Source organism: Acuticoccus sp. MNP-M23 (assembly GCF_031195445.1).
In the GTDB taxonomy this organism is placed as follows: Bacteria; Pseudomonadota; Alphaproteobacteria; order Rhizobiales; family Amorphaceae; genus Acuticoccus.
Genome location: NZ_CP133480.1, coordinates 1,282,434 through 1,300,904 on the forward strand (window position 1 = coordinate 1,282,434; position 18,471 = coordinate 1,300,904).

17 protein-coding genes are annotated in these 18,471 nt (G+C 67.0%); 4 read left to right on the forward strand and 13 right to left on the reverse strand.

Annotated elements, in window-relative coordinates; genetic code table 11:
• Positions 1-390: 390 nt before the first annotated feature.
• From RDV64_RS06085 to RDV64_RS06130, 10 genes are all read right to left on the reverse strand, one after another.
• Complete coding sequence (locus tag RDV64_RS06085; protein ID WP_309198380.1) at positions 391-1,143, reverse strand: SDR family NAD(P)-dependent oxidoreductase; 753 nt, start codon at positions 1,141-1,143, stop codon at positions 391-393.
• 23 nt (positions 1,144-1,166) lie between these two features.
• Positions 1,167-1,925: an SDR family oxidoreductase gene (locus RDV64_RS06090; protein WP_309198381.1), complete on the reverse strand. Its 759-nt coding sequence runs from the start codon at positions 1,923-1,925 to the stop codon at positions 1,167-1,169.
• Positions 1,918-3,408, reverse strand: coding sequence for an FGGY family carbohydrate kinase (locus RDV64_RS06095; RefSeq protein WP_309198382.1), 1,491 nt, complete (start codon positions 3,406-3,408; stop codon positions 1,918-1,920). Before RDV64_RS06095 ends, RDV64_RS06090 begins: the two co-directional genes overlap by 8 nt.
• Before the next feature lie 38 nt (positions 3,409-3,446).
• Positions 3,447-3,779, reverse strand: a complete 333-nt coding sequence (locus tag RDV64_RS06100) for a carboxymuconolactone decarboxylase family protein (protein WP_309198383.1) — start codon at positions 3,777-3,779, stop codon at positions 3,447-3,449.
• A complete protein-coding gene (locus RDV64_RS06105) occupies positions 3,779-5,386 on the reverse strand; it encodes an alpha/beta fold hydrolase (RefSeq protein ID WP_309198384.1) in 1,608 nt (535 codons plus the stop codon). Before RDV64_RS06105 ends, RDV64_RS06100 begins: the two co-directional genes overlap by 1 nt.
• Positions 5,383-6,357 carry an alpha-ketoacid dehydrogenase subunit beta gene (locus RDV64_RS06110; RefSeq protein WP_309198385.1) on the reverse strand — a complete coding sequence of 325 codons (975 nt, stop codon included), beginning with the start codon at positions 6,355-6,357 and terminating at the stop codon, positions 5,383-5,385. The genes RDV64_RS06105 and RDV64_RS06110 overlap by 4 nt, the downstream gene beginning before the upstream one ends.
• A 3-nt stretch (positions 6,358-6,360) precedes the next feature.
• Positions 6,361-7,407 (reverse strand): thiamine pyrophosphate-dependent enzyme, encoded by a 1,047-nt coding sequence (locus tag RDV64_RS06115; RefSeq protein ID WP_309198386.1) that lies wholly within the window; start codon positions 7,405-7,407, stop codon positions 6,361-6,363.
• Positions 7,408-7,414: 7 nt separating this feature from the next.
• On the reverse strand, positions 7,415-8,398 hold the full coding sequence (locus RDV64_RS06120; RefSeq protein WP_309198387.1) for an ABC transporter permease: 984 nt from the start codon (positions 8,396-8,398) through the stop codon (positions 7,415-7,417).
• Entirely contained in the window at positions 8,395-9,903 is a 1,509-nt protein-coding gene (locus RDV64_RS06125; protein ID WP_309198388.1) for a sugar ABC transporter ATP-binding protein, read from the reverse strand. The genes RDV64_RS06120 and RDV64_RS06125 overlap by 4 nt, the downstream gene beginning before the upstream one ends.
• Positions 9,904-9,981: 78 nt before the next feature.
• The gene (locus RDV64_RS06130) at positions 9,982-10,917 is read right to left on the reverse strand and encodes a substrate-binding domain-containing protein (RefSeq protein ID WP_309198389.1); all 936 of its coding nucleotides are present in this window, start codon (positions 10,915-10,917) and stop codon (positions 9,982-9,984) included.
• 149 nt (positions 10,918-11,066) lie between these two features.
• Here RDV64_RS06130 and RDV64_RS06135 point away from each other — a divergent pair, with 149 nt between their 5' ends.
• Positions 11,067-12,086, forward strand: coding sequence for a sugar-binding transcriptional regulator (locus RDV64_RS06135; RefSeq protein WP_309198390.1), 1,020 nt, complete (start codon positions 11,067-11,069; stop codon positions 12,084-12,086).
• Here the strand turns inward: RDV64_RS06135 and RDV64_RS06140 are convergent.
• Positions 12,071-12,982, reverse strand: coding sequence for an amidohydrolase family protein (locus RDV64_RS06140; RefSeq protein WP_309198391.1), 912 nt, complete (start codon positions 12,980-12,982; stop codon positions 12,071-12,073). The two genes, RDV64_RS06135 and RDV64_RS06140, sit on opposite strands and share 16 nt — an antisense overlap.
• Positions 12,983-13,050: 68 nt before the next feature.
• Between RDV64_RS06140 and RDV64_RS06145 the strand changes: the two genes are divergently transcribed.
• Positions 13,051-13,818 (forward strand): SDR family NAD(P)-dependent oxidoreductase, encoded by a 768-nt coding sequence (locus RDV64_RS06145; RefSeq protein ID WP_309198392.1) that lies wholly within the window; start codon positions 13,051-13,053, stop codon positions 13,816-13,818.
• Between the two features lie 40 nt (positions 13,819-13,858).
• Here the strand turns inward: RDV64_RS06145 and RDV64_RS06150 are convergent, their stop codons facing one another.
• Both RDV64_RS06150 and RDV64_RS06155 read right to left on the reverse strand, forming a co-directional pair.
• Positions 13,859-15,289 (reverse strand): ATP-binding protein, encoded by a 1,431-nt coding sequence (locus RDV64_RS06150; protein WP_309198393.1) that lies wholly within the window; start codon positions 15,287-15,289, stop codon positions 13,859-13,861.
• A complete protein-coding gene (locus RDV64_RS06155; protein WP_309198394.1) occupies positions 15,286-16,002 on the reverse strand; it encodes a response regulator transcription factor in 717 nt (238 codons plus the stop codon). The genes RDV64_RS06150 and RDV64_RS06155 overlap by 4 nt, the downstream gene beginning before the upstream one ends.
• Before the next feature lie 182 nt (positions 16,003-16,184).
• On the opposite strand from RDV64_RS06155, the gene RDV64_RS06160 reads away from it, so the two are divergent.
• Entirely contained in the window at positions 16,185-16,856 is a 672-nt protein-coding gene (locus RDV64_RS06160) for a hypothetical protein (RefSeq protein ID WP_309198395.1), read from the forward strand.
• Positions 16,857-17,072: 216 nt separating this feature from the next.
• Complete coding sequence (locus RDV64_RS06165) at positions 17,073-18,359, forward strand: ABC transporter substrate-binding protein (protein WP_309198396.1); 1,287 nt, start codon at positions 17,073-17,075, stop codon at positions 18,357-18,359.
• The last annotated feature ends 112 nt before the right edge of the window (positions 18,360-18,471 follow it).

An 18,471-nucleotide genomic window follows, 5' to 3' on the forward strand; every position in this document is an offset into this window, starting at 1 on the left:
GGCACGAAGCTGCCGCAAAAACAAAACGATCGAACACGGCGGAACCCCGCCATCGCCCAAAAAACGAAACGCACGAATACAAAATCAAAAACACAGGACGCGAAGCCAACAGGCAAAATCTGCCCGTCATCACGTCTCGATAATGGGAAAGTTGCCCCGCAGCTCTCGCCAAGTCAAGGCGGCAATAAGCGCACCCGGCACTCTTGCCCAAACTCGTACTCAAGCAACGCAGCAATTTACGGCAAGATTATATTTCCTGAATGCAAAGTTCAGGACTCGCCCTGCTTGCACAAATGAATGTGCCGGCTCTGCGGCAACAGCGCGGTCTGTCTTGTCCGACGCAAGGAGGCCTCGGCCGGCCGGCGCCGCATGCCGCAGTTCAAGGCTGTCTCAGCTGAGGACGATGCCGCCGTCCACGTTGAGCGACTGTCCGGTGACAAACGCGCTGTCGTCGGATGCAAAGAAGGCGACCGGACCCACCACATCCTCGGGGTCGCCGATCCGCGCCATTGCGGTCTTCGCCTGCCAGGCTTCGCGCACCGCGGCCACTTCAAGGTTCACACGGCCCATGTCGGTCATGATGATGCCGGGGCAGACGCAATTGGCGGTAATGCCGAGCGGCCCAACCTCCTGCGCCAGAACGCGCGTAAAGCCCATCACCGCCGCCTTGGACGCGGAATAATGCGCCTGCTCGGGCGCGCCGTGCTTGCCGCCGATGGACGCGATGTTGACGATCCGGCCATACTTGCGCCCCTTCATCGAAGGCAGGAACGCCTGGATCACCATGAAGGAACCCTTGGCGTTGATGTCCATCACCCGGTCCCAGTGGTTCTCCGGAAGGCCGTCGACCTCACCGGCAATGAGGATGCCGGCGTTGTTGACCAGCGCGTCCAGCTTGCCGAACGCATCGAGCACGGTGGCGGCCATCGCCTCCACCTCGGCCTTTTTGCTGACGTCGGCGTGGACGATGACGACACGGCGGCCCATTGCCTCGATCTCGTTGGCGATGAGCGTCAGCGCCTCGGCCTGCGCAGCGATGTCGTTCAGCGCCACATCGTAGCCGCGCTCGGCAAGGCCGATGGCGATGGCAGCGCCGATGCCGCGGCTGGCGCCGGTCACGAGAACACTTCGATTGGTAGGCATGGCGATGCTCCTCCCTTTATATTTCAGAGCGCGGTGTAGCCGCCGTCCACCATCATCACGGTGCCGGTGACGTAGCTGGCAGCATCGGAGGCGAGGAACACGGCGGCGCTGGCGATCTCGTCCGGGTCGCCGAGGCGGCCCATGGGCGTCATCCGGAGCCACGTCTCGTACCACTCCGGGGTCTCGCGGCCCTTGAGCGTCAGCGGCGTTGCGACGTAGCCGGGCGCAATGGCGTTGACCCTGACGCCGGACGCCGCCCACTCCACCGCCAGCGATCTGGTGACGAGGTTCACCCCCGCCTTGGCCGCATTGTAGGCCGCCTGCGGCTGCGGCCAGACGGGCACCGACCCGCAGATCGACGAGATGGAGATGACCGAGCCCTTGCCCGCCGCCACCATTGCCCGCCCGAATGTGCGCGCGGTGAGGAAAACGCCGGTGAGGTTGATGTCGATCACCCGCTGCCAGTCCGACACGTCCACCTCGGTGGATGGCGCGTTCTGCACGATGCCGGCATTGTTGACGAGGATGTCGAGCGCACCGTCCGCCGCAACGTGGTCCGCGGCGGCGCCGATGGCGGCCTGGTCCGTCACGTCGAGGTGGAGGGCGTTGCCGCCCAGCGCGTCGGCAGCCTCACGGGCGCGGGCCTCGTCGATGTCGGCGATGATGACGTGCGCACCGGACGCGGCCAGCGCCTCGGCAATGGCGCGGCCGATGCCACTGGCACCGCCGGTGACGAGGGCGCGCTTGCCGTCCAGCGAGAAACGGTCGATGCCTTTAACCACGCAGAACGCCTTTCAGGGCCGGATAAAGCGCGAGGTAGCGCTGGTAGATGTCTTCGTATGCCGCGACGTTTGCCGCGTTCGGCTCGATGGTGCGGCCGGGGTGGACCATCGCGTCGATCCCCTCGTCGATGCTGGCGAAGTGGCCGGCGCCGTGGAACGCCAGCACGGCCGAGCCGGTGGACGGCGCATCGGCGGAGGCCGGCACGCGGATCGGGATATCGGCAGTGTCGGCGTGGATCTGCATCCAGAGGTCCGACGCTGCCGCGCCGCCGCCCACCGTCATCTCCGCGCTCTCGTAGCCGGCGCGCTTGAAGGCATCGAGAATGGCGCGGGTGCCGAAGCCGATGCTTTCCATGATGGCGCGGAACATGTGGTGCTTTTCGTGCGCCAGCGTCAGGCCGACGAAGGCGCCGCGCGACAGCGGGTCGGTGTGGGGCGTGCGGTTGCCCTGGAAATGGTCGAGCACAAGCAGCCCGTCGCTGCCGGGAGCGAGCGCTGCGGCCTTTTCGTTCATCTCGGCAAAATCGAGCCCGCCGGTGAGGCGGCCGAGCCAGTTGATGATGGAGCCGGTGGACGTCTGCCCGCCCTCCACCACGTAGCGGCCGGGGTACACAATATCAGCATACGCGCCCCATACGCCGGGTGCATGGACGGGCGCTTCGGTGACGCCGAACTGGAGGTGCGAGGAGCCGGTGATCAGCGCCAGCTGGCCGGGCTTGGCGACGCCAAGGCCGATCATGCCGATCAGCGCATCCGCCCCGCCCTGCACCACCTTCACCGCGCGTGAAAGCCCGAGTGCTTCGGCGGCGGCGCCGGTCAGCGTGCCGATCACCTCGCCGGGGGCCACCACGCGCGGCGGCCACTTGTCGAGGATCTCGCCCATGCCGAGCGCCTCGACCAGCGATTTGGCAAAGCCGCCCTGATCGTTGCGATAGTGCCAGCGGAGGCCGAGATTGTTGAGGCTGGCGGCCCACTCGCCGGTGAGCTTGTGGGTGATGTAGTCCTGATATTCGCAGATCCGGTGCGCGCGGGCGAAGGTGTCCGGCTCGTTCTTCTTCAGCCACAGCGCCTTGGGGATCATCCATTCGGCGGAGACAGGCCCGGTGCCGTCGCCGTTCAGCGCCAGCGCGGGGTCGCCGGTGGCCAGCACCTCGTCGGCCTCGGCGTTGGCGCGCACGTCCATCCAGATGAGGGCCGGGCGCAGCGCATCGCCGTTTTCATCGAGCGCGACCACGGTGCAGCTTGTCGTGGCGTAGCAGATCGCCTCGATGTCGGACGGGGAGACGCCCGCCTCTGCGATGGCCGCGCGGCTCGCCTCGACGAAGTTGGCCCACCAGTCGGCCGGGTTCTGCTCGGCTCTGGCGCCGGGCTTGAAGTCGGTCTTGTAGGCGACGGCGTGGCTGGCGAGGCAGGTGCCCTTGAGGTCGTATACCCGCGCGCGCAGACTTTCGGTGCCGCCATCGGCGGTGAGTACGTAGGCCAAGGTGCCCTCCTCCGTTTATTTTTGTGCGGCGAAGTCAATCAGAGCGCGTGGAAAGCCTCCAGCGCCTTTCCGGCGTACATGACCGCAGGTCCGCCGCCCATTTCCACCGCCACGCCGAGCGCTTCGACCAGCGCCGCTTCGTCCGCACCGGCACGCTTGGCTGTATCGACGTGGTAAAGGATGCAGTCCTCGCAGCCTTGCGTAACTGCGATGGCGACCGCCATGAGCTCTTTTTGCGCAGTGTTGAATGCGCCGTCCGTCGTCGCCGCCTTGGAGAGTTTCGAGAAAGCGTCGAACACATCGGGCGCGGCCTTGGCGAGGATGCCGAGGCGGTTCTTGGCGGCGATGAGGTTGTTCTTGATGTCGGCCATCAGGCACCTTTCGAAAGAATGATCGCGAGCGTTTCGGCCGGTGCTTCCCAGTGGGGCACGTGACCGGCGCGGGGGAAGTGGTGAACCGCGATGCGCGGCGAAACATCGAGCGCATCGGCGGGGTCCAGAATTCTGTCACGTCCGCCAAGAAGGATCGAGATGGGAATTGTCTCAGCCAGCGCCGCCAACGCCCCGCGAATGCTGGCTTTTTGTTTGCCGCCGGTGTGAAGGGCTGCGGCCAGAGCGCGCAGCCGCCCCTTCTTCAGCTCCGCGAACACCACGCCCAGAATCTCCTGCGACAGCGGCAACGGCGCCTCGCTGATGCGGCGAAGCAAGTGCTCCACCTCGCCAACGCTCTGCGCGTCCGCCATGCCGTCGAGGAACTCGCCATCGACCTTCAGGCCGAGGCCGGCGGGGGCGATCAGCGTGAGCGCCGTCGCCTTGAGGCTGGCGGCGAGCGTTGCAGCCGGGATCGCGCCCATGGAGTGCGCGATGATGTGCGGTCGGCGATCACCGAAGAGGTGCTGCGCCAGTTCCGGCAGCCCTTGCGTCAGCGCTTCCAGCGAGGCGGCGTCGCGCTCGGTCTGTCCATGGGACGGCAGGTCCACGGCAACGGTGTAGCGCCCGGCCTTCTTCAGGCCGCTGACGAGGGCGGCGAAGCCGATGTGGTCGCCGGAATAGCCGTGGATGAGGAGGACGGGGTCGCCGCTCTCCGGCCCCTCGGCCACGTAGGCGATGCCGCCGAATTTCGGCACGGGCGCCGTCACGTCCGCGGCCGTCAGCGCGGCAGGCTCTGCGCCGGTGCTTGCAACTGGCGCGGGGGCTTCGGCGGCTCTTTCCACGTCGGCGCGTTCGACGCGGCCGCGCCGCCCGCTGCCGTCGATGGCGGCAATGTCGACGCCCTTCTGGCGGGCGATGCGGCGGGCGAGTGGGGTCGCGCGCACGGCACCGTCGCTGCGTGCGGGCTGTGCCGCAGGCTTTGCGGGGGCCGATTCCGGCTCGGGCGCGGGGGCGGCTGCTGGTTCGTCGGAAATCTCGCCGGCGTCGGCCTTGGCGACCGAAACGCGGGCGATTGCAGCACCAACCTTCACAACGTCGCCGGGGCCGCAGAGGGTCTCGACGAGGGTGCCGTCGGTCAGCGCCGGGAATTCGGCGACGGTCTTGTCCGTCTCCAGCTCCAGGATCGGGTCGCCGCGCTTATAGGACGCGCCGGTCTCGACCATCCAGCCGACGATCTTGCCCTCTTCCATGGTCTCGCCAAGGCGCGGCATGGGGAGGTCGACGACCACCTCGCCATCCGCCTCAGGCGCCGGGGCGGCGGGCGCCTCCTCGGCGGGCTCGTCGCCCTCGCGGGTCCAGTCCGGGCCATCCGCGATCTCGACCTTTGCGATGGGCGCACCGACCTTCACCATGTCGCCTTCGGCAACCAGCGTTTCGGTCAGCGTTCCGGCGCCGAGCGCCGGGAATTCCACCACCGTCTTGTCGGTCTCCACCTCGATCAGCGCGTCACCGCGCGCAAACGACGTGCCGGGCGCGATGAGCCAGGAGACGATCCGCCCCTCCTCCATCGTCTCGCCCAGCCGGGGCATGGTGAGGGTCGCCGTCATGGAAACATCTTCCGCGCCGTCCCGGCGATCAGCTGCGGCGACGGCACGGACCCTTTCTCAAGCTCCACCGAAACGGAGATGGGGATATCCTCGCCGGCAACCCGCATCACCGGGTCGACCAGATAGTCGAAGCATTCCTCCGAGATGCGCGCGGCAAGCTCGGCCGCAACGCCCGCCGTCATCGGCCCCTCGGAGACGACCATCGCGCGGCCGGCCTTCTCCACCTCCGGGCGGATGGTGTCGAAGTCGAGCGGGTTGAGGGTGCGAAGGTCGATCACCGTGGCGTCGATCCCGTCCTTCGCCAGCTCCTCGGCGGCGGCCAGCGCGTAGTGCAGCTGGCGCGAATAGGTGACGATGACGAGGTCCTTGCCCTGCCGCCGGATCGCAGCCTTGCCCCACGGAAGGGCGTCGGCGGAAAGGTCGACGTCCTCCTTCATGGTGTAGAGGCCCTTGTGCTCGATGAAGACCACAGGGTCCGGCTGCGTCAGCGCACCGCGCAGGAGATGGTATGCGTCGGCCACCGTGGCGGGCATCGCAAGGCGCAGGCCCGGCGTGTGCATCACGTAGGCCTCAAGGCTCTGCGAGTGCTGGGCGCCGGCGGAACGGCCAGTGCCGCCTTGCGTGCGCAGAACCATCGGCACGCCGATCTGGCCGCCGAACATGTACCGGATCTTGGCGGCCTGGTTGGCGAGCTGATCCATCGTCATGCCGATGAAGTCCACGTACATCAGCTCGGCGACCGGGCGCATCCCGGCCATCGCCGCGCCGACGGCGGTGCCGACAATGCCGGGCTCGGAGATCGGCGTGTCGATCATCCGCTCGGGGCCGAACTCGTCGATCAGCCCCTTGGTGACGCCGTAGGCGCCGCCATAACGGCCGACTTCCTCGCCGATCACGAAGACGTTGTCGTCCTCGCGCATGGAATCGATCAGCGCCTGGCGCAGCGCGTCGCGGTAGGTCATCTCGGGCATCGGTCAGTCCCTTGCCAGAATGCGGTCGATGCGGGTGCGCACGGGTTCCGGCTCCGCCTCGCCGGGGGCGAACACGTCGCGGAACATGCTGTCGAGCGCCGGTTCGTCGGACTCGACCGCAAAGTCGATGGTGGCGTCCATTTCGGTGGCCGCCGCGTCGTCGATGGCGGCAAGCTCCTCCTCGGAGCGGCCGGCCTCCAGAAGCTGCTCGCGGGCGCGCTTGACCGGGTCGAGCGCGCGGCCGGCATCTTCTTCCTCCGGCGTGCGGTAGGGGCTCTTGTCCTTCCGCGCGTGGCCGAAGTGGCGGTAGACGTTGATCGCCAGGAACCCGGGCTTGCCCGCGCGGGCGCCATCGACGATCCGCTGACCGGCCTCCTGCACGGCCTCAACGTCGATGCCGTCGACGGTTTCGGCGGCAAGGCCGAAGGCTTCGGCGCGCTTGTGAAGCTCGGTGGAACGGGTCGCCTGGTCGATCCTTGTGCCCATGCCCCACTGGTTGTTGATGCACACGAACACCACCGGCAGATCCCAGAGGGCCGCCATGTTCATGCTCTCGTAAAGGATGCCCTGCTGCATCGCGCCATCGCCGAAGAACGCGATGGAGACGGCGCCCGTGTTGCGGCGCTTGGCAACGAGCCCCGCGCCGACCACGGCCGGAATGCCGCCGCCGACAATGGCGTTGGCGCCGAGGTGGCCAAGGCTCATGTCCGCAATGTGCATGGAGCCGCCCTTGCCGTGGCAGTAACCGGTCTCCTTGCCGCCAATCTCGGCCATCATCCGCTTGGGGTCGGCGCCTCTTGCGAGAAAGATGCCGTGCCCGCGGTGGTGGGTGGTGAAGGTGTCGCCGTCCTTCATGGCGGACGAGACGCCGACGGCGGCCGACTCCTCGCCGATGGACAGGTGGAGCATGGAGCCGGCGCTCTGGCCGCGGACGAACAGTTCGCCGACCCGCTCCTCGAACGTGCGCACCCGGCGCATCTGGGTGTAGAGGCCGATGAGATCGGAGTTCGATCCGGCCTCCGGGGCCTTCCCGGCCACGGACATGGTCATGAATGCCTCACAGGATGCTGAGCTTGGTGGACCGCGACACGATCGCGACCGCGACGATGATGATGAGGCCCTTCATGATGTTCTGGACGTAGGTGTCCATCCCGACAAGGTTGAGCCCGTTGTTGATGACGCCGATGAAGAGCGCACCGCACAGGGTGCCGATGACGGTGGCGGTGCCAGGGCGGAACATGGTCATCCCGATGAAGACCGTGGCGAGCCCGTCGAGCAGGTAGCGCTCGCCGACATTGGGCTGGCCGGAGCCGAGGCGGGCGGCCAGCAGCGCACCGGCGCAGGCGGCAAACAGCGCGACCAGCACCAGCGACATCATCCGGTAGAAGGTGACGCGCACGCCCGAAAGTTCCGCCGCCTTGGCGTTGCCGCCGACGGCATAGATGTAGCGGCCGAAGGTGGTGCGCTCCATGGCGAACCAGGCGATGGCGACGGCGCCGATCATGAAGAAGGTGAGGTTGGGGATGCCCCACATCCGCCCCTGCCCCAGAACCATGTACGCATCCGGCAGACCGCCGTAGATCGCGCGTCCTTCGGTCAGCAGAAAATTGATGCCGAAGAGAATGGAGCCGGTGGCAAGCGTTGCGATCAGCGAGGGAATGCCGATCTTCGTCACCAGCAGTGCGTTGACGAGGCCGACGAGGATGCCCGCGCCCAGCGAGGCGCCGAACGCCACGGGGAGCGAGTAGCCGGAGACCAGCAGGAGCGGCGTCAGGATGCCGGCAAGGCCGACGGTGTAGCCGACCGAAAGGTCGATCTCCTTGGCGGCGAAGCCGAAGGTGAGGCCGGCGCCGACGATGGTGAGGATGGAGATCTGCTGCAGGATGTTGGTGAGGTTGAAGACCGACATGAAGCGGTCGACGAACAGCGAGAAGCCGATGAACATCAAGATGAGGACGATCAGCGTCGAATAGCGCAGCAGCCAGTCCTTGTTGATCCGGCTTTGGCGCTGCTCGCTGGTGGGTGCGATGGTGTCGCTCACGCGGCGTCTCCTGCCATGGCTTTGATGAAGGTCGCTTCGGAAAAGTCGGCGGCCAGAATGTCGGCGCCGGCGCGGCCGGCAACGAACGGCACGACTCGCTCGGTGACGTCCTCGATCTCGAGAAGGTCGGACGATGCGATCAGGATCGCGGCGCCCTTGTCCGCCAGCGCGCGGATGTGGTGGTAGATTTCCTGCTTGGCGCCAACGTCGACGCCCTCGGTCGGCTCGATGAAGATCATCACGCGGTAACGGTCCTCGGCGCCGTAGAGCCACTTGCCGAGCGAGACCTTCTGCTTGTTGCCGCCCGACAGCGTCTTGATGGTCTGCCCCGGCCCGGTGGTGCGCACGTTGAGAAGGTCGATGATCCGGCGCGCCTCGCGCGTCTCGCGACCGCCGAAGAGAACGCCGGCGGTGGCGCAGGTTTCGGGATGCACCATCGAGAGGTTTTCGGTGATGGTGCCGTCGGCCACCAGAGCATTTTCCATCCGGTGGTCGGGCACGAAGGCGACGCCGCGGCGCTCCATGGCGCGGGGGCTCGGGCGCGCCACAGCCTCGCCGCCAATGGCGATCTCGCCCGATGTCACGCCGAGCCGCTGGTAGAGCGAGCGGGCAAAGCCGAAATGGCCGGCGCCAGTCAGACCGATGAGGCCGACGATTTCGCCCGGATGCAGATCGAAATGCGCAACGTTGACCGTCCCGACCTTCCAGTCCTTCACCGTCAGAACGGGGTTGCCGGTCCGGGCGGCGGACTGGCGGTTGGCCGCCTTGCCGGCGCTGTCGCCGGTGCGGCGCAGCATCAGATCGACCATCCGCGTCTCGGTCATCTCGGACGCCGGATGGGTGCCGACGAGCGCGCCGTCGCGCAAAACCGTGATCCGGTCCGACAGCGCCAGCACCTCGGACAGAAAGTGGCTGATGAGGATCACGCCGATGCCGCGCCCGGGCAGGCTCCTGATGATCTCCCAGAGGATCTTCTTCTCGCGGCTCTGGAGCGTCGCGGTCGGTTCGTCCAGAATGAGAAACTTCACGTCCGAACGGAGCGCGCGGACGATCTCGATCACCTTGCGCTCGGCGACGTCCAGCGTCTCGACGGGCACCGAAAGGTCGATATCGATGCCGGGAAACCAGTCGGCGAGCAGCGTTCTTGCGCGCTTCAGGACTGCGCCCTGGCGGATGATGGTGCCTGCGATACGGGGCTCGTCGCCAAGCAGGATGTTCTGCGCGCCGGTGAGCGAGGGGACGAGGCTGCCCTCCTGGCTCACAAGGGCAATACCGAGGCCCAGCGCAGCGCGCGGAGAATCGAAGCGGACGGGTTTCCCTTCAATCTCGACGGTACCGTCGGTGGGGTGACGGGTTCCTGCCAGAATGCTCATCAGGGTGGACTTGCCCGCCCCGTTCTCGCCGATCAGCCCATGGACCTCGCCCGACCTGAAGTCGACGCTCACCCGGTCGAGCGCACGGCTGCCGGGAAATTCCATGACGATCTCGTTCAGGCGCACGCTCATGGCCCGTCCAATCGTTCGATTGATGAAAGAAGAATACGGGCCCGGCCAGGCCGGACCCGTAAGTTCACTCGGGGAGTGTTACTGAAACTCTGCGCAGTTGGTCTTGGTGACCAGCGGCGCGTCCATGTAGACGGTGTTCGACGGGATGACGTCTTCCTTCGCCTTGCCGTCCTCCACAATGGCGGTGATCCATTCGCCGACCTGCTCGCCCATGCCTTCGAACGGCTGGCTGACCGTGGCGATCATCATGGAATCAGGCTTGCAGACTTCGGCGACGGCCTGGGGATGACCGTCAATGCCGATGACCTTCACGTCCGACAGGCCCGATGCCTTCATGACGTTGATGGCAGCCTGTGCAGGCTCGTCCCACGGCGCCCATACGGCGGTGATGTCCTGACCGAAGCGGGCGACATAGTCCTGCATGGTGCGGGTCGTGTCTTCGAAGAAGGCCGTGTAGTCGATGTTGTGCTCGGCCAGCACGTTGACGCCCTGGTACTCCTTCAGCACGTCGGCCATCACGTCGCCGCGCTTGCGGGTGCCGTGGTGCTCGGCCATGCGCAGGAAGATGAGGTTGCCCTCGCCGCCCATCTCGTCGAGCAGGTAGGGGGACACGTCGGCGGACATGGCCCAGTTGTTGGTGGTGATGTCGACCATCACACCGTCGATGAAGCCGCTGTCGACCGAGAAGATCGGGATGCCGGCGTCGAGCGCGACCTGGATCGCAGCGCGGGAGGCGCGCAGATCCGACATGGTGATGATGATGGCGTCCACGCCGCGGGACGCTGCATCCTGCAGGTTGGAGGCGGTCGCTTCGCCGGAGCCGCCGGAGTCGAGGAACGACACGTTCCAGTCCTTGCCGCTCTCGTCCAGCCATTCCTGGAAGCCGGCCTTCACGCGCTGCTCGGACTGGGCCGCTGCGTTGGAATGGACCCAGGCCACGTCGAACGCGGAGGCACCGGTGGCCGTCATGGTGACGGCCGTAGCCAGCACCGCTGTGAGGGTGAGCTTGTTCATCAATGTCCTCCCGGACGGTTTCATTGTTATCGCCACGGCTCTCTGACCGTGCATTGATGCTACATCAGCGCGAACAATTGTCAATCTCAATTACATCTGCTCAGGACAAAAATCATTGCGCGTCCGAACCCGTGCGCTAAGAGATTGTTATGTCCGAACTTTCCGATATTCAGCTGATGACCCGAGCCGCCTGGCTCTATTATGTGGCCGGCCTCAATCAGGAGGCTGCCGCCGGGCGAATGGGCCTGTCACGCGCGCGGGTGAACCGCCTCCTGCAACAGGCGCGGGAAAGCGGGCTGGTCTCCATCACCATCAACGCCAACGATATCGGCCTCCTGCCGGTGGAGGAGGCGATCCGCGCGGCGTTCGGTCTGGACTTCTGCATCGCGACCCCGGCCTACGGGCTCAGCGATGTGGAGCGCGCCTCAAACCCGCAGCTGGGCGCCTTGCCGATCCGGGCGGTGGGGGCTGCCGCCGCGCGTTATCTGCGCGAGACGCTGAACGCCAGGCCGGATGCCGTGGTCGGCACCGGATGGGGCCGGACGCTGGCGCAGATGAGCAAGCAGATGGCGGGGATCAGCGCCCCCAAGGCACGGTTCGTGAGCCTGATGGGATCGCTCACCGCCAATTCCGCCTTCAACCCGTTCGAGGTGGTCCAGTCGCTGGCGCAGGCGACGGGGGGTGACGGCTTCTTCCTGCCCGTCCCCTTCATTGCCGACACGCCGCAGGACCGCGATACGCTGCTTGCCCAGCAAACCGTCGCAAAGGCGCTGGAGCTTGCCCGCTACACCGACATTGCGATGATTTCCGTCGGCGAACTCACCGAAACCTCGCTGCTGCGCCGGCAGGACATGATCAGCCAACAGGAGCTGACCGCACTGCGCGACGCGGGCGCTGTGGGCGACACCAACGGGATCTTCTTCGATGCGAAGGGATGGCCGGTGCCGCACGAGCTCAACCACCGCACCATCGCCGTCGGGTTCGAGGATCTGCGCAGGGCCACCACGGTCGTGCTGGCGGCCGGCGCAGAAAAAATCGACGCAACGCGGGCAATTCTGGCCAGCGGTGTCGCGCGCGGCATCATCGTCGACGGGGATACTGCCTGCCTTCTCGCCGAAGCGGTCGCCCCGGGCTCGGCCCGAGACGCGATGGCTCAGGCAAAGCCGTAGAGCCGGGCAGGGTTGGCGACGAGGATCTGCTGGCGGGCCGGCGGGTCCGGCACCACGCGCAGGAAGGCGTCCAGCAAGTGCCCGGCATCCGGCATCGGCCGCTCACCCAGCATGATGTGCGGCCAGTCGCTGCCCCAGAGGCAACGCTCGGGGTTGGCCGCCACCAGTGCGGCGACAAACGGGTCCGCGTCAGTGTAGGGGGATTCTGCACTGCGGAAGAGGGCTGACAGCTTCACGTGGACCAGCCCTTCAGCCACCAGCTGGCGCAGCAGCGCGAAGCCCGGTGCGTCGATGCCTGCGGCGATGTCGGGCTGGGCGATGTGGTCGATCACCACCGGCACCGGCAGCCTGCGGATCAGTTGGCCCGCCGCCGCCATGTGTTGCGGCGCCTGGAGCAGCATCTGGATGTGCATGTCCCGTTCGGCAAGCCTGTCCGCCAGCCCCGCCACAGCGTCGAACGCAAAAATGCCCCAGCGGTCGTAGTTGAGCCGGATACCGGCGTAGCCTTCCGCCTTGAGGGCATCGAGGGTGGCACCATCCGCATCGGCAGGAACGAGCCCGACGGCGCGGAAATTCTTGCGGCCAAGCCGCTTCAGCGCGGCGGTGGTGACGCTGTTGTCGTTGCCATACATGAGCGACTGGATCAGCACGCCGCGTGCAAAACCCAGCGTTTCGAGGTGGGTTTTCACCCGCTCGACCCAGTCGTCCAGCGTGCCGGGGGCGGGGCTTTCGCTGCGCCCCTCCCACAACGGAAATTCGGCGGGGTCGCCGAACATGTGAAAGTGCGCGTCGCACGCGCCCGCCGGCAAAATGGCGGACGGAGCGGACGGGCGGCGATGCGGCATGCGGGACTGGTTCATGGCGCCGATGGTAGCCGGGTTTGCGCGCCCGTCCATCGCCGTCCGTCGCCATTTGCGCCGGGCGACGCCTGCGCTACACCCGGACCCACAACAGGAGCGCAGACATGAAGCTTGACCAATCGGTTGCGGCCGTCGTCACCGGCGGTGCATCGGGCCTTGGCGCGGCCACCGCACGGGCCATTGCCGCCACGGGCGCAAAGGTCGCCCTCTTCGACATGACCGAGGACGCCGGAAAGGCCATTGCCGAGGAAATCGGCGGCGTGTTCGTGAAGGTGGACGTGACCAGCGAAGACAGCCTGAAGGCCGGCTTCGAGGCTGCGCGCGCCGCCCATGGGCAGGAACGCATTCTGGTCAACTGCGCCGGCATCGCGCCGGTGGCAAAGACCGTGTCGCGCGGCGCGGCGCACCCGTTCGACATGTTCGCCAAGGTCATCGACGTGAACCTCGTCGGCACGTTTCGGGCAGCAGCCCTGTCGGCGCTCGGCATGTCCACCACCGAGACCGTTGACGACGACGGCACCCGCGGCGTCATCATCAACACCGCCTCCGTCGCCTCGTTCGACGGGCAGATCGGGCAGGCGGCCTATGCGGCATCCAAGGGCGGTGTTGCAGCGCTGACCCTGCCGCTGGCGCGCGACCTGTCGCAGTTCGGCATCCGGGTCATGACCATCGCGCCCGGCATTTTCGAAACGCCAATGCTGATCGGCCTTGGCGAGAAGGTGGTGAACTCGCTCGGCACCCAGGTGCCCTTCCCGCAGCGCCTCGGCCGACCGGACGAGTACGCCGCGCTGGCAATGGCAATCATCGACAACGGCCTCCTCAACGGGGAAACCATCCGCCTCGACGGGGCCATCCGGATGGCCCCGCGCTGACGGCACGCGGTCCCGGCTGCACGCGCCGCTCACGCAAAGGCTAGCGTTCGCGCCCTGGCGATGACGCTGCGAGCGGCAAGCGGATGGTGGCCACAAGGCCGCCCTCCGCGCCGTTGGCGAGCGTGACCGTTCCGCCATGGGCGCGCAGGATCGTGCGGGCGATGGAGAGGCCGAGGCCGGCGCCGCCGCTTTCAAGGCTCCGGCTTTCCTCCAGCCGGGTGAAAGGCTCGAACACCGCGTCCAGCTGCTCCGGCGGGATGCCGGAGCCCTTGTCGGTCACGGTGATTTCGGCGGTGTCTCCGGCAGCTACAATGCGCACGGTGGCGCCGCCGGCATAGCGCTGCGCGTTGCCCAGAATGTTGGCGAAGGCACGCGACAGCGATACCGGACGGCCGGGGACGGTAAAGGTCTGCGGCCCTTCGTAGGTGTGGTCCGGCACGTCGGCGCACAGACCCTGCAATATGGTTGCGATGTCCACCGTGGCGGCAGGTTCGCTCTCGGCTTCGTTGCGGCCCCATTCGAGCAGGCCGTCGGCCATAACGCGCATTTCTTCCAGCGTGCGGACCATGGCGTCGCGGGTGGCGTCGTCCAGCATTTCGGCGCGGATGCGCAGTGATGTGATGGGTGTGCGCAAGTCGTGGCCGACGGCGGCGATGGTGCGGGCGCGTTCGGCATCGAACGCCGCAATGCGGGTTTGCATGGCGTTGAAGGCCGCGGCGGCGCTGCGGACTTCCCGCGGGCCCGCTTCGGCAACGCGGGCGGCACGGTCCCCCGCCCCTGCCCTCGCCGCAGCACGCGCCAACTGGTTGAGCGGGCGCGTGATGCGGCGGATGAAGCCAAGGCCGACGATCAGCACCGCCACCAGCGACAGGGCGAGCGCAAACACCACCGCCCCGCTGACAACGGGCGGCGCCCAGTCCGGACGGCGCTGGATCACGTTGAGCCATGTGCCATCGCCCAGCGGCACCGATGCCTCGACCCGGGTGAGGCGCAGCGGCGGGCCGCGCCGATCGCGCGGGCCGCCGCGCCGGGGCCGCCGATCGCCGTCATCGCGTTCGCGGCCATGGCGGTGGGACCGGCCGCGGTCGCGCCGTGGCTCCGGACCATCACTGACGGCGATCCGCGCGTCAGCCGCACTGTCACCCAGAGCGTCGCGCAGGGTTTGAAGGAGGGCGGTGGTGCGCGCGTTCGTGTCGCTTCGGGCGAGGAGCGGCCTCGGGTCCACCGTGAGGCGGCTGAACGGGCTGGATGCGGCGCGCGCAATCTCGCGGCGCATGTCCGGCTGGACGTTGGTGAGGATCGGCAGCAGCGACACGATCCGCTCCACCTGCAAGCCGCGGCGCGCCTCGCGGGCAAACCGGCTCTGTTCGAAATTGAGGATCGCCAGCGCGACGACGTTGGCCGCAACCAGCGCCAGCGCCAGAATGAGGATCAGCTGGCCGGCAAGACTTTGGGGCCGCGCAAGCCTCACGGCGTTTCGTCCGGTGTCACCGTTGGCGCGAGGCGATAGCCGCCGCCCCATTCGGTGACGATGATGGCGGGCTGCTTGGGGTCGTCCTCCAGCTTGCGGCGCAGCCGGCTGACCTGATTGTCGATGGCGCGGTCGTAGGCCTTTGCCTCGCGCCCCTGCGTGATGTCGAGGAGCTGGTCGCGGGTGAGGATCTGGCCGGGGCGCTCCACCAGCGCCGAGAGAAGCCGCACCTCGGCAGTGGTGAGGCTGATGGGTTCCGCGCCATGGCGGGAAACGGTGCGGGCCGCGGGGTCGTAGCGCCAGCCGGCGAAGATCACCGGACCGTCCCCGGATGCGGCGGGCTGGCCGGGCACCCGGCGCAGCACCGCGCGGATCCGGGCCAGAAGCTCGCGCGGGTTGAAGGGCTTTACCACATAGTCGTCGGCGCCAAGCTCAAGGCCGACAATACGGTCGGCCTCGTCGGCCATCGCGGTGAGGAGGATGACCGGCGGACCGCCGCGCGCCGTCAGCCAGCGGCAAAGCGAGAGGCCGTTTTCGCCGGGCATCATCACGTCGAGCACGACGAGGTCGATGGCACCGTCCTGCACGGCGGCACGGCCGGCGGCTGCGTCCGCGGCAAGGCTGACGCGGTGGCCCTGCGCCTTCAGGTAGGCGCCCAGCGGCTCGCGGATGTCGCGCGCGTCGTCGACGATGAGGATGTGCGGTTCGGTCATGTTTCAGCGATAGCGGGAAATCTGGCGGTGAATGCAGGGAATTTGTCGCAATCTGTCGCAGATTGGCAGGTTGCGACAGACGGCGACAATCTCGCCTCACGCCGACACACATTCGGGCGCGGACGTTCGTATCTCAGGTCTCGGCGGGCAACACCGCCCGAAACCAGACAAGGATGTCAGACATGAACTTTCCGAGCAAAGTGGTGATCGTCACAGCCGGGCTCACCGTGGCTGGCGCGGCCCTTGCGGGCGCAGCGCAGCTGACACCGGCAGCGATGATGCCAGGCGGGGCCGAAAACGGCGTCAGCCTCGTGCATATGGATGGCGGCGACCGCGATCACGGCAAGCGCCACGGCAAGCGCGGTGAACGCGGCGAGCGGCATGGCAAGCGCCACGGCATGCGGCACGGCCGGCGCGGTCCGGGCGGTCGCCACGGTGCACGCGGCCCCTTCGGCCCGGTGATGGCGGTGGTCGACATGCCGGCGCTGATGAAAGCGGCCGACACCGACGGTGACCGCTCGCTCACCCAGGACGAGATCGACGCCTTCATCAACGTGAAGGTCGAGCTTGGCGACGCAAACGGCGATGGCAGCGTCACCCTCGGCGAATTCGAGACGATCTGGCTCGACCTCACCCGCCAGGCGATGGTCCGCAGCTTCCAGCATCTCGACAAGGACGGCGACGCGACGATCACCGCCGTGGAGATCGATGACCAGTTCGGCACTGTGGTCGAGAAGATGGACCGCAACGGCGATGGCAAGATCGGCCGTGACGACCGCGGCCGCAGGTTCGGCAAGGGCGGCCCGCGCGGCCCGCAGCAGCCTGCACCGCAGGACGACAGCACGAACGGCTGAACCGCACCGTTTCTGACCGACCGTGAAGGATTTCACGCCACCGCGTCGCCATCAGGCGGCGCGGCCTGCACTTATTTTGCGCCTGATACAAATAACGCCTAGAGAATTTCAGTATTGACGAAGTAAGGCAGTCCCCTAATGTCTCCCCATGAGACTGCCACAGAGCAGCCGACCTGCACAATCTGCGGGATCAAAAGCATATTGGGGGAGAGTTTTATGAGGCGGATCGACCGCTACCTTGGCGCTGTTTTCGCGGGTGCCACATTCACCGTCTTCTCTGCGTTCGCCGTGACGCCGTCGCAAGCTGCGACAGTGTCCATTTCCTGCGGTGCAGTGGGGCAGGAGCTGGAGCTTTGCCGCACCGGCGCCGAAGCCTGGGCCAAGGACACCGGCAACGAGGTGGTGATCGTCTCGACGCCGAACTCATCCACTGAGCGGCTGGCGCTCTACCAGCAGATCCTGTCCGCCGGCGGTTCGGACATCGACGTCTATCAAATCGACGTGATCTGGCCCGGCATCCTCGGCAGCCACTTCATCGATCTTGCGCCCTACACCGACGGTGCCCAGGACGCGCATTTCCCCGCCATCGTCGAAAACAACACCATCGACGGTGAGCTGAAGGCGATGCCTTGGTTCACCGATGCCGGCGTTCTGTACTACCGCAAGGATCTCCTGGAAAAACACGGCATGGCGCCGCCGACCACATGGTCGGACATGGCCGACGCCGGGGCAAAGATCCAGAAGGCAGAACGGGACGAAGGCAACGACCGGATGTACGGCTACGTCTTCCAGGGCCGTGCCTATGAGGGGCTGACCTGCAACGCGCTGGAGTGGGTCGACAGCTACGGCGGCGGCGAAATCATCGACGCGAACGGCGAGATCACCATCAACAACCCGCAGGCGATTGCGGCGCTCGACGAGGCCGGCTCGTGGATGAACGAGATCGTGCCGGAAGGCGTCCTCAATTATGCCGAGGAAGAGGCGCGCGGCGTCTTCCAGTCCGGCAATGCGGTGTTCATGCGCAACTGGCCCTACGCCTGGGCGCTGGCCAATTCGGCGGACAGCCCCGTGAAGGACAAGGTCGGCGTGGTGGCGCTGCCCAAGGGCGGCGCGGACGGCAAGTCCACCGGCACGCTGGGCGGCTGGCAGCTGGCCGTCGCCAAATATTCGGACAACCAAGACGCGGCGGCGGATCTGGTGCGCTACCTCACCTCCGAGAAGGAGCAGAAGCGGCGCGCCATCGAAGCCTCCTACAACCCCACCATCAAGGCGCTTTACGAGGACGAGGAAGTGCTCGCCGCCAACCCGTTCTTCGGCTCGCTCTACGACACGTTCGTCAACGCGGTCGCCCGCCCGTCGCGACCCACCGGCGACAAGTATAACCGCGTTTCCAGCGCATTCTGGAACGCGTCGCACGCGGTGCTCTCGGGCAAGCAGTCGGCCACCGACGCGCTGGCCGACCTGGAAAATCAGCTGAAGAGCGTCAAGCGCCGCGGCTGGTAACACCGCCCCGAAGCTGAAAAGCAGGCCGGCGCCACCCGCCGGCCTCCGTTCAACCTCATTGAGCGCGAGCCCGGCGGCACGTCCCTTGCGGGCGGCATCCCGATCCCGGCAC